This window comes from Acinetobacter sp. YH1901141 (assembly GCF_013416935.1).
GTDB classification, from domain to species: Bacteria; Pseudomonadota; Gammaproteobacteria; order Pseudomonadales; family Moraxellaceae; genus Acinetobacter; species Acinetobacter towneri.
In genome coordinates this window covers 124,162-136,162 of record NZ_VPEY01000002.1, presented here as the reverse complement: position 1 = coordinate 136,162, position 12,001 = coordinate 124,162, and the positions used below count along the sequence as shown (strand labels likewise).

The 12,001-nt window shown below is 39.2% G+C and carries 8 protein-coding genes; 1 reads left to right on the top strand and 7 read right to left on the bottom strand.

The genetic code is table 11. The features are described 5' to 3' along the window. Positions 1–92 precede the first annotated feature (92 nt). Positions 93–1,808 carry a proline--tRNA ligase gene (locus FTV52_RS02145; RefSeq protein ID WP_179989686.1) on the top strand — a complete coding sequence of 572 codons (1,716 nt, stop codon included), beginning with the start codon at positions 93–95 and terminating at the stop codon, positions 1,806–1,808. Between the two features lie 58 nt (positions 1,809–1,866). On the opposite strand, the gene FTV52_RS02140 is transcribed toward FTV52_RS02145, so the two are convergent. From FTV52_RS02140 to apbC, 7 genes are all read right to left on the bottom strand, one after another. Beyond that, on the bottom strand, positions 1,867–3,273 hold the full coding sequence (locus FTV52_RS02140) for a hypothetical protein (RefSeq protein WP_167846168.1): 1,407 nt from the start codon (positions 3,271–3,273) through the stop codon (positions 1,867–1,869). A 14-nt stretch (positions 3,274–3,287) separates the two neighbouring features. Further along, a complete protein-coding gene (locus FTV52_RS02135; protein WP_179989684.1) occupies positions 3,288–5,534 on the bottom strand; it encodes a DUF6160 family protein in 2,247 nt (748 codons plus the stop codon). A gap of 33 nt (positions 5,535–5,567) precedes the next feature. Continuing rightward, positions 5,568–6,287 (bottom strand): hypothetical protein, encoded by a 720-nt coding sequence (locus FTV52_RS02130; RefSeq protein ID WP_179989682.1) that lies wholly within the window; start codon positions 6,285–6,287, stop codon positions 5,568–5,570. 13 nt (positions 6,288–6,300) lie between these two features. Continuing rightward, complete coding sequence (locus tag FTV52_RS02125; RefSeq protein ID WP_179989680.1) at positions 6,301–8,391, bottom strand: hypothetical protein; 2,091 nt, start codon at positions 8,389–8,391, stop codon at positions 6,301–6,303. Between the two features lie 236 nt (positions 8,392–8,627). Beyond that, entirely contained in the window at positions 8,628–9,197 is a 570-nt protein-coding gene (gene dcd, locus FTV52_RS02120; protein ID WP_004975507.1) for a dCTP deaminase, read from the bottom strand. A gap of 460 nt (positions 9,198–9,657) precedes the next feature. Next, positions 9,658–10,251 carry a LysE family translocator gene (locus FTV52_RS02115; protein WP_070152620.1) on the bottom strand — a complete coding sequence of 198 codons (594 nt, stop codon included), beginning with the start codon at positions 10,249–10,251 and terminating at the stop codon, positions 9,658–9,660. A 372-nt stretch (positions 10,252–10,623) separates the two neighbouring features. Beyond that, positions 10,624–11,877, bottom strand: coding sequence for an iron-sulfur cluster carrier protein ApbC (gene apbC / locus FTV52_RS02110; RefSeq protein ID WP_178867167.1), 1,254 nt, complete (start codon positions 11,875–11,877; stop codon positions 10,624–10,626). Between the last annotated feature and the right edge of the window lie 124 nt (positions 11,878–12,001).

Below are 12,001 nucleotides of genomic sequence, written 5' to 3'. Positions count from 1 at the left end.
CTAAATTTTAACGCAAGTTTAGCCCGATTTTTATTGTATAATCTGGCTTTGAAAAAACTCCATTTAACGCTTCACTTTTTAGGACAGTTTCCATGCGCGCGAGTCGCTTTTTATTTGCTACGTTAAGAGAAACCCCAAACGATGCCGAGGTGATTTCTCACCAGCTGATGTTACGTGCGGGTATGATTCGTAAATTGGCTTCAGGTTTATATACTTGGCTGCCAATGGGTGTGCGTGTGCTAAATAAAGTTGAAGCCATTGTTCGTGAAGAAATGAATCGCGCAGGTGCTTTAGAAACTTTTATGCCTGTCACTCAGCCTGCCTCACTTTGGGAAGAATCAGGGCGTTATGTGCAATACGGTCCTGAATTACTACGCTTTAAAGATCGCCACGACAATCCTTTTGTACTTGGCCCAACACATGAAGAAGTCATTACCGATTTGGCGCGTAATGAATTAAAAAGCTATAAGCAATTGCCAATCAACTTCTATCAAATTCAAACTAAATTCCGTGACGAAATTCGCCCACGTTTTGGAGTAATGCGTTCACGCGAATTTATTATGAAAGATGCTTATTCTTTCCATACCGATCAAGCTTCTTTACAAGAAACCTACGATGTAATGTACGACACCTACTGCCGTATTTTCACGCGCCTAGGTTTAGACTTCCGCCCAGTACAAGCAGATACAGGTTCTATTGGTGGTTCTGGTTCACATGAATTCCACGTTCTGGCTTCAAGCGGTGAAGATGATATCGCCTTCTCTACCGAATCTGATTATGCAGCCAATATTGAAATGGCTGAAGCTATTTTGGTGGGTGAACGTGCTGCTGCAACGCAAGAACTCAACATTGTGGATACACCAAACCAAAAAACCATTGCGGAAGTTTCTGCATTTTTAGGCACAAATAATAACCAGTCAGTCAAAGCGCTCTTGGTTCAAGGTGTTGCAGATGAAACTGGTCAAGTGCCTGTGATTGCATTATTCCTGCGCGGTGACCATGAACTTAATGAAATTAAAGCAGAAAAGCATCCACAGATTGCTGCACCACTTACTTTTGCAACCGATGCACAAATTGCAGCTTTAGGTTTAACTGCTGGTTTTGTTGGTCCACAAGGTTTGGTAGAAAAAGGCATAACTGTGATTGTAGACCGTGCTGCATCAGTACTGTCTGACTTCGTTGCAGGTGCAAACCAAGTTGATCAACACGCAACAGGTGTGAACTGGGAACGCGATGCACAATATACTGAAGTTTACGATTTACGTAACGTCGTTGAGGGCGATCCATCTCCAGATGGCAAAGGAACTCTACAAATTAAACGCGGTATTGAAGTCGGTCATATCTTCCAGCTTGGTACTAAATACTCAGAAGCGTTAGGCTGCAAAGTATTAGGTGAAGATGGCAAACCGTTTACTGTTACCATGGGATGCTATGGGATTGGAGTAACACGTGTCGTTGCCTCTGCCATTGAACAAAATTTTGATGATAAAGGGATTATTTGGCCTGCAGCCATCGCACCATTTGAAATTGCGATTGTACCAATGAACGCACATAAATCACCTCGCACATTAGAAGCAGCAGAAGCACTTTATGCTGAACTTCAAGCTGCGGGTTATGATGTATTACTGGATGATCGTAATGAACGTCCTGGGGTGAAATTCTCTGACCTTGAGCTTACAGGTATTCCGCACCGTATTGTGATTGGTGAGAAAGGTTTAGATGCAGGTACTTTTGAATATAAAGGTCGTCGTGATGCTGAATCTAGCAACCTAACGAAAGAAGAATTACTCATCAAAATTGCCAAATAAGATTGAACACTGAGTATAAAAAATCCCGCACAAGTTGCGGGATTTTTTTCATTTGGGATTAGCAGAATTTCATACCACCATAACAGTTAGGGGTAACATTTTGGTTTTGTAAAACCTGATTATTAAGTGTTAATCTGGCTGGTTGACCCGTGTAATATCCTGTGTAACTACCAACATCGATATTCATTTTACGCTCGATTGGTGTACCAGCCAATGAACCTAATGCTTCTAACAAACTTACATCTACATTATGCTTATCTTGCATTAACTCAGAAGTTAATGCTTTTGCGACCTGTGGTAGTACTGCAGAAACATCTACCAAATCCGCAGTTGCCAAATAACCTAATTGCACTGGTTCCTTAAACGACATCCACCAACCTTGTTGTGCAATATCTTTTTCATCTGCACCCATCCACTGCACTGGCTTGCTTTGTAAAGATAAATATCCACCTGTTCCTGTCAGAGGAATATTGTGAATCATATTTAGGGCTTGGACAAAAGTAATATCCATATTCAAATTTTCTAATGTAGAACCCTTACTCATTTTAAAGAATGAGTGATCACCAACAGAACCAAACAATAAAGGAGGAAATGTGACATATAACTGGTCTTTTGAAAAGTCAGGTGTTCCATTTACATCACCAGTATATGTCCCAGACTCTGTTGCCGCTAGCGGAATAGAAGCTAATGTTGAACGGATACCCGTAACTATAGCGGACTCCATACGCTGACCAGTCACTACTGTTTCAGGCATCGTAAAATCAGCTCGCATCGATGGAACGGTAATCCCAGTATGTCCTTCTGCGCCAGGTTTACTTGTATAGACACGATCCTGCCCCAACGCAGTCAGTATCCCACTAATTTTTTGGTCAGAGGCATTACCAAATTTAGCTTCTTTAGTAAATGAATGCCCTTGCGTTTGTGCCATTTTCATATAACCACTGAAACTTTTAATCCCGTCATTTGGGTTTTGCACGTTATCTGTACCCAAAGTCAGTAGACCTAAAATTTCTTCTGCACCTAAGCGAAAACCAACCACTTCACGTGTTGACGCACTATTTCCACTAATCGCAAATTCAATAAATGGATTGGTAATTTGTGCACTGGTACCCGCACGTTCACCATTAAACTTTGGGTTACCTGTTGAATCATAGGATTCATTCAAACCACTTAACGAAATATTAGAAATATCAATATCACATCCCGCTTTACCACCAATCGCGTTATTTACACCGCCACAACCTAATTGTAGCGTTTTAATGTTGGCATTAAGCTCCATGAGTGCATCAACACTTAGTTTATAAAAATTTAACCCTTGCGATTGATCTGTCGCAGTCATCAGGTTCAAAAGTGCCTGACCTTGTACATGAGATAACTGATCATCATTTAAAGCCTGCATCGCTTGAGCAGAATTGAATGAAAAAGCTGTACTTAAAATAGATGCAACTAAAATTGTTTTTTTCATTTTATTTCTATCCTTTAGCGTGGCGTAATGCCCAATGTGCTGCGCATGGTTCCACCTGTAAGTGCGACAGATGCGATTTTCTGCATATTGCCATTGGTAGACATTGCAAAGTTTGTTTTAAAGGGTTGAGCAATATCATTTTTATAATTAAATTTCACTTGATTGTCTAAAGTGACCGTATCTGCACTGACGACGACTTTTCCTTTGACACCTAAATGACCTTCCATACGATTCAAGTTAATAGAAGACGTTTGAACAGTTTCATTATTCACTTGATCTTCATTAATCAAACTAAAATAACTACCTAAATTCTTCGGATCAGCCTGTTCTGTGCTATCTAGACTTCTAAACTTAAAGTTCGCATCAAAAGACAAAAAGTTTGAGTTCGGATTAGTATCGGTAGGATCCACTCCAGGAATTACCAACAATTCACCATTGCCATCTAATTTAAAAGCAATTGTGGTCAACACATCATCTTTCTTAGAGAAATTATCGTAAGGTACAAAGCCACCGCATTTAGTTGATCCTGTGACGCAGTTGTATTTCGAACCTGGTAATTGTCCAATCGCTAACTCTGCTTTTGCTGCAACTAATAAATGATCTGCACGAATATAAATCCCTTCATCTTCATAACCAATCACACCGTCGGACTGAATTAATGCATCAATATTTCTTAAACCAGCATAATAGTTGACAGCTTCACCAGCATGCAGGCTGTCTTGCCCGTCAATTAAGATAATAGAAGTGGTACTTGGTAAGCCTGTTTTTGAATCAATGCCATAACCTTCGGTAGAAACAATAGCGTTATAACCAATTCCAGTTTTGTTCGTTCCATCATAAGGTGACAGATATTGTTTACCCGACAAGGCCACATTGGCATTTAAATTATAAATTGGAATCCCAATACCCCAAGAACCACCATCTCCTGTCAATTCATTTAAAGAGTTGTCAGAAATAATTCTAGCTTTGGCTGCAATAGACTGAAAGTCCATACCACGAACAGCGATCAGTGAGAACTGGTCACCTTCAAGCTTACTCGATAGCAACTGGTTTAAAATAGGACTGGTTGCACCAATGGTATTTTTAATATTTTCATTGACTAAAAAATTGAGGTTTTTCGCTTGTACGGTATTAATATAAATATCGCCAAAATCAATATAAGCATTTTTATTGTGCAAAGCACCTTGTGCATCACGTGTGGTTAGCGGTCTTAAATTCGAAAACTCAACCGCATAACTGCCTTTTCCTGTGTGCCCAATTTCTAAGGTTGTTGGTAATTGCCCTGCAGCCAAGCCTGCCGTATTTTGATTGGTAAAATCAGCAGATAAGCCCAAATGCAAACCACCTTGCCCCACCACAGTATCGTAGCCTGTAACTGCGGTATTTTTAGTTTCAATTACACCATTGACCTTATTCGAAACGTCAAAATTGGCAACATTTTTTTGATGCCCATTAAAAAACAATTTCGCATTGCTTACCGCACCTGATGCACCAAAGCGAATTAAATTTTTATCATCATAACGCAAGTCAATATTGACCCCAGGGTTAGTTGCATTTTGTCGGCTACTAGCAACATCACTCAGGTCTTTCACTCGTCCAAGATTCACAAAATGGTCGGTGGTGCCATTTTTAGTGGTAAAGACCAATCCCTCATCGGCATCAATGTACATATAGCCGTCAGTCGCAAAATTAAAGTTAAAATCATGCATAGATAATTCATGCTTACCTAAACCATGACTAATTTTGGCATTCTGTAACTGGAAGTTTAAATGTGCCGTTTCATTTTGATTGAATAAACCTGCTTTGGTTTCTAATAAAACTTTTAAAGGTGATTTAGTTTCTAAGCCGAACTGACCCAAGCTTTGTGTTTCTTTAGTACAACTATTTCCGACACAGTTTTTTTTGACCAAGTTTAAATCAGCAGTCGATTGAAAAGCATCAATACTCGCATCGATACGCACACCTGCGCCAACATCAGTTTTCCCCACATCTAAAGCAAGCTTACTGATAATAGGCTGGTTATTCTGTCCTTTAATTTCTACATTATGTAAGCCTAAACCCTGTTGAGTTCCAGCCACTAAATCAGGATCATACCAATTGACTTGATTAATCGTGGCTTTAGACATTTCATGGGTGATTACAATACCATCTTGCCCACTTACATCAGACAAATGCTGGTCTGCAATCAGCTCTAAAGCATACACTTGTTGCGCACAAAGTACGCTCAATGTTAATAAATTCAACTGCATTATTTTTTTCATTGTTATTTCCCTATACTGTACTTAATCCTATATTCAACAACGGCTTGCTGCTGAACCTGTACAGTTGTAGCTAAATATTTTCACATTGCCAGACATGTGCATATTGCCGTGAATATTTAAGCCCATAAATCCTTTTTCAGCGCCCTGATCAAACAAAGGGACATCTTCTTGCTCAACTGGGCTATAACTACCATTTTGCTGATAATTTCTTCCTTGAAATTTGGTATATACCTCTGAATTTGCATAACCTTCATTTGCTCCCTGCCCTGTACCTGTTTCGATCGCCATGGTTGCAAAACCCAAATTTCTTATTTTTAATGGCTTATCATCATAAAACTTAAGCTGCATTGCCGTTTGTGGGTCATTTTTATGATTAATAATAGTCGTGCCATCTAAAGAAAATTTATCTATTTGTATGGTGCCCTGAATTTGTTTAAATACCAGCCATTTTTTATTGCCGTTATTATCTTCATGGTTATTGGGTGCAATGGCTAAACGACAAAGCACATTATTGTCAGCACAATTTTTACTATAGCGATAATAAACTTCTGTAGGTTTAGTCCCACCATTAAATTTAGAAATATTGCTGAGTTCTAAATTTTCGGCATATTCATGGTTTAACGATAACGTCCAACTGAGGTCTGCTCCACCTTGACCAGTAGCCTGCGTTAATTCATGATTTTCCAGTGCAATTAAATTGGCATGGGTCAAAGGACTACACATCAATGCAATACAAGACAGTTTTTTCAACATGATGATTCTCCTTTTATAGACCTGTTGTTTTAAATTTAAGGTGCTGAATCAGCACACCATCTATTGCAACTGAACCTAGATTCTTAGCAGTACCATCTACACCCTTAAATACAACACCTGTGGCATCCGTATGATCTTTGGCACGCAACATATTATTTGGCAAGCGTTCTACAGTACCAATTGCAATACTACTATGCGTCGCATTACGTCCTTGATACATCGCAGCACTGTCATTGACATTGGCTTTTAGCGGTGTGCCACAACTCACCACATTACAGGTAGAACCTGTAAATGCTGTAGAACCTAAATACCCACCCTTTCCATCTTCATAATTTTGATAAATTTTATTGTAAATTTCAGGAACATTCGGAATACGTGTTACTTCTAGCACAATATTATTGCCCTCAGAACCAACCACAAAAGGCTGATACATATTCCCTAAAACTAAATTGATATTCGGACTGTATAAATACAAACCCTCTGTATCATGAAAAACTGGTGCCAATGAACCATCTATTGCTGGTGTGACCGCCGTTCCATCCAAAGTATCTGATTTCGCTGCTGTACTAATGCGGATCCCTTTACTGTCTAAGTTTGAATCTGTGAAACTTAAATTCGCAGGATTATCATTGGTATTTAAACGCAATACACTTGCCATACCCAAGGTTTGATGATGATTTGGATTATCAGAGTCTAAAGTCTGAAATATTCGGGTCTGTGAACCATTTAGACTTAAACCATTGGCAACAAACTGAGTGCGTAAACGGTGCTCTTTATCTAAACCCGATTTTGGTGCTCCAGTGCTTGGATCCACCTCTGCACTTGAGTTCAACTGACGTGAAAAAATATCAGTCCAAAAGCCCAGTTTAATATTATTATCACTTTCAGTTGGCGTAGTAGTTGCGAGTGGTGCCTCTAGTGCTAAATAACCAACATCTTTTTCTACATTTTTAAATTGTTTAACTTTTTCTGTACCCGCGCGGAATAACCATGGGTTATCTGCTGAACCCCAGTTAAAGCCTTGATTGCTATAACGACTGCTTAATGAGTTATCACTTTTAGATAAGGCTAAACCATAAATAAAGACATCTGCTTTGGTTCTTAATGATTGCACAGGAGAACCCGATGCAGCAATTGCCGCTGCCTGTTCAGCCGATTGTATAATTTGAGCATAAATTTCTGCCACAGCAGACTTGGCTGTATCTTCTGCAAGTTGACTCGCATTATATTTAGCCCGAATATCAGCCGATGCTGTTTCTTTGGTTATTTCAGCCTGTATTAATGTGGCTACTTGTGAACCAACTTGGTCTTCTCGAGTGAAGTTGCCAAGCCCTTTATAAAAATCAGAATTCAATAAATCATTATTATCTTCTGCCGACCGACTCCCATATAAAAGATCAAGCATTTCATAAGTGTTTGTAATAGCATATTCTTTTGCTTTCTTTTCATACTTTAAAACGCCAGTTGGATCCTCGCTAACTGGTCGTGTGGTATATGCAGTAGTTCCATCTTTTTTTAAACTCTTTCTACGCCCCGAAGTCCCATCCCTATAGTCTGCAAGACGCTGATTGTAATAATTCTTGAGCGTCTCATTATTAAAAAAACCTTCACGAACATCAAATGTAAATGTTTCTGTTTTCGCTTCAACATCTTTTTCAATATTTTTAGTATATTCTTGATACAGAGTTGAATATTGACTTGTATAGGTTTGTTCATAAGTTGAACGGTAAGTTTCGTTATATTTATGTGCTGCCTTACCTTCTAAAACACTTTGATTATAAGTATTGTTATAAACCGTATGGTATGCACTTTCTGCCAACTGCGCATAATTCTCCCCCGTCGGGATAATACGAATAAAGCCCGTATCATATTGACTAGGGTTTTCTAGCCCACGTGTATAGCTCGACCCTGTTGATAGGTCATTCGGTTGCTGAAACACCATTTTGAAATCATCAAGGACTAAAGCAACCCCTTCGCCTGTGGTATTTGACAAAGAGTCATCGGAGAGTGCTTGTAAAGCATAACTCGGGTTCGTCAAAAATAAGCCTATAGCAGTGGCTAAGCAACGCTTACGAAAAGGGAAAGTAATTGCGTGTTCAGTCATCTCGACCTTCCTTTTATCTGATGCTCCGCATCTTTCTTTTATTTATCTATGACTTGGCTATTTATTAGGGTGTTTTTATCCTTAAAAACGTGATTATGCCAAACCAATCTCAAATTTAATTATGCTGAATATTAATACAAATGCAAAAAAAAACTGGCTAAACAGCACAGCTTTCCGATGAATGAAAAAAGCGAACCTTTCGGCTCGCTTTCTTTTAATCTGAATTAGTCTATCAGTTATGCTTTAGGTAAAGTCACACCTGTTTGCCCCTGATACTTACCACCACGGTCTTTGTACGAGGTTTCACAAACTTCATCTGATTCAAAAAATAGCATTTGCGCCACGCCTTCGCCAGCGTAAATACGTGCAGGCAAATTAGTCGTATTAGAGAATTCTAAGGTGACATGCCCTTCCCACTCAGGTTCTAACGGAGTGACATTGACAATAATACCGCAACGCGCATAGGTCGACTTACCCAAACACACCGTCAAGACATTACGCGGAATACGGAAATATTCAACCGTACGCGCTAAAGCAAAAGAGTTTGGTGGAATGATGCACACGTCTGATTCAATATCGATAAAACTTTTTTCATCAAAGTTTTTTGGATCAACAATTGCTGAGTGAACATTGGTAAAGACTTTAAATTCACGCGCACAGCGCACGTCATAACCGTAGCTTGAAACTCCATAAGAGATGAGTTTTTCGCCATTTTCGTCAAAGCGAACTTGGTTTTCTGCATACGGTTCAATCATGCCGTGTTTTTCGCTCATTTCGCGAATCCAACGATCAGACTTAATTGCCATTTATTTTCTATCCAAAATATGAATGTTTAACTGTACTGTACTTTAACTGAAATCTAAGTTAATGAAAACCAGCCGTTTCCCTCACATCGCTTTTTTAAGTGCAATGATTAGGGGCTGTTGACAATTCGTCTATGTTTGCGACATGAGAGATATATCTCGCAAGGTTTTTTAGCTGATATAAGGCATGGGACAGGAAATTTAGTCATTCTAAATGACTGGCACATAACGCAATAGCAGCAAAAAATATGCTTGTCCCCTTGCGCAGCAAACAAAGCAATGCTTTGTTCTCGCTCATGTGGCTAAAACTTTCTCAGATTGCGTTATGAAACTTGGCAATAGACCCACTATTCCCTGCGTTTCATGCCTGATCTGCTCAGTTTTAGCCTACAGCGCAAGCCATTTATGAAATGTCAACAGACCCTATTTCCAGTAGATACAACTTTTAGATACAACGTTGGCTTTATAGACTCAACAAAGCCGAATAACTTAAAGGAATTGAAAAGCTCAGCAACACAATAGAAGCTGTTTTTTGTAGATTGCACTGATTGAGCCAGCTAATTTTATTTTTAGCGAGCACCGAACCAATAAATGTCCAGAAAAAAGCAATCGGCACGATTAAACATAAAAATGCCAACATGTGTGCCACATAATAGTCTGCTTTTACCCATGCAATCGTTGGGAAAATTGCAGAGGCGAACAACAATGCTTTAGGATTCAGTAAAGTCGCTAAAAATAGCTCACTCGCACGGATCGTAGGTTGATTAAAGCTTTGCTCGACTTTAGCCGTGCGCCATAATTTAATCGCCAAGAAAATAATATAGCTTGCACTGAATAATTTTAGAATGGTGGGCAACAACGGGAGATGAGTAGACACCGTACCAATTAAGGCGCCCCAAAGTGTAATAGAAATCAAATAACCCAATGCTTCTGCTGGAATTAATCGGAAAGATTTGCGGATACCAACCTGAATACCTGATGATGCAAGCAAGGTATTGGTTGGCCCTGGTGTCAATAAAATTGTGATCACCAAACCGATAAAAAACCATGAAATCATGCATTGACCTCACTACTGAATGAGCGCAGATTAAAATAGTTCATTGCAATTGGCAAAAAGTATTTTGTAAGACAAATTCTTGATCAGTTTAACATTTTAAATTTATTATTTTATTCAATCACTTATATAAAAAATATTTTTTAATTAAATGGTAACTTATAAGTCATTTTATCTTAACATTTTTAAGGTATTTAAAGATTAAACACCATTAAATCAGATGCTTGTGTATTTTTTAATCAAAAAAAATAGCTCACCGAAGTGAGCCAAATTTTCAAAATATTGTGACTTAGCTTTTAAAGATGAATCAGTCAAAATTTAAAGAATGATAACTTAATGACTGCAACTGCAATCATTCCAAGCTGAGATCCCTCACTAGAAAATACGATTCTGATCTTTTTCAGCTTTAGGCAGTTTTTTTGCAATTTGCTGAGCAATCGCAATGTAACTATCGGCAGCATCATCGCCTGCAATCACTGACGGCGTACCTGCATCGACATTTTCACGAATACTGACATTCAATGGTAAACGCCCAAGTAACGGAATGTCATATTGTTCTGCCAGTTTATCGCCACCACCTTGACCAAAAATTTGTTCTTCGTAGCCGCAGTTTGAGCAGATATGCGTCGACATATTCTCAATTACGCCCATCACAGGAATTTGCACACGATTAAACAGCTCGATGCCTTTCACAGCATCCATTAAGGCAACATTTTGTGGTGTAGTCACAATCACCGCTCCCGTTACAGGAATACGCTGTGCAAGGGTCAGTTGAATATCCCCCGTTCCTGGTGGCATATCAATCATCAACACATCTAAATCTGGCCATAAGGTTTGATTAAAGAGCTGCATTAATGCACCTGTGGCTTTTGGTCCACGCCACGCTACAGGTGTATTGTGGTCACCTGTTAAATGTCCGATGGATAACACAGGCATCCCAAAAGCATCCAACGGCACAAACTGCTCGGCTTCAATCATTGGGGTTCTGCCTGCATTGCCGAGCATGGTCGGAATACTTGGACCATAAATATCGGCATCCAATACGCCAACTTTTAAGCCGAGCTTTTGCAAAGCTAAAGCCAAATTTACTGTAGTGGTAGATTTTCCAACCCCGCCTTTGCCTGAAGATACCAAAATTACGTTTTGAATACGCGGATGTTTCGGCACATCACGTTGGTGTGGCGCAGCTTTTTGAATCGGTGGATTATTCGGATCGGCTTCTTGCATTGAACTTTGGCCCGCAGCATCGACCACCGGTGGTAAATGAGATGTTGCAGTCTGTGTGGTCGATGTTGCGCAGCTTTCATCTTCAGCATGTTGATGCCCACAACTTTCTTTTTTCTGTCCAGATTTCTGCTGAATCACATGCATATTCAGTTCTTTAATGCCGCATTTTTCTAAAGCATCTGCCAGTTCATCATGAATTTGTTGTAAATGTTGTTTTTCTTCAGGATAAGTATTGATGGTGATTTGCAGAATATCACCTTGCACATTCACTTGAGAAATACGATCTTTTAAAGCATGTTCAGATTCAGGCAATATATAACTTTGTAGCACGTGCTGAATAGCTTCCTCATTCACCGTATGCGAAGGTGAAAAAACTGATTTAAGTGAAGAAAGCCAAGACATAGATTTACTCCAAAGTTTGGAAATACCGCGATTTTGATAGTGTAACGATAATTCAGTATAAGGTTAAGTCGTGCTATCACTGAAATACTTAATTCTGAGTATATTGCTTGGTTTTTGACATGAT

Excerpts from the sequence above, each read along its gene's own strand:
- FTV52_RS02145 (WP_179989686.1), top strand. The coding sequence starts at position 93 with ATGCGCGCGAGTCGCTTTTTATTTGCTACGTTAAGAGAAACCCCAAAC.
- FTV52_RS02140 (WP_167846168.1), bottom strand. The coding sequence starts at position 3,273 with ATGAAAAAAACAATTTTAGTTGCATCTATTTTAAGTACAGCTTTTTCA.
- FTV52_RS02135 (WP_179989684.1), bottom strand. The coding sequence starts at position 5,534 with ATGAAAAAAATAATGCAGTTGAATTTATTAACATTGAGCGTACTTTGT.
- FTV52_RS02130 (WP_179989682.1), bottom strand. The coding sequence starts at position 6,287 with ATGTTGAAAAAACTGTCTTGTATTGCATTGATGTGTAGTCCTTTGACC.
- FTV52_RS02125 (WP_179989680.1), bottom strand. The coding sequence starts at position 8,391 with ATGACTGAACACGCAATTACTTTCCCTTTTCGTAAGCGTTGCTTAGCC.
- dcd (WP_004975507.1), bottom strand. The coding sequence starts at position 9,197 with ATGGCAATTAAGTCTGATCGTTGGATTCGCGAAATGAGCGAAAAACAC.
- FTV52_RS02115 (WP_070152620.1), bottom strand. The coding sequence starts at position 10,251 with ATGATTTCATGGTTTTTTATCGGTTTGGTGATCACAATTTTATTGACA.
- apbC (WP_178867167.1), bottom strand. The coding sequence starts at position 11,877 with ATGTCTTGGCTTTCTTCACTTAAATCAGTTTTTTCACCTTCGCATACG.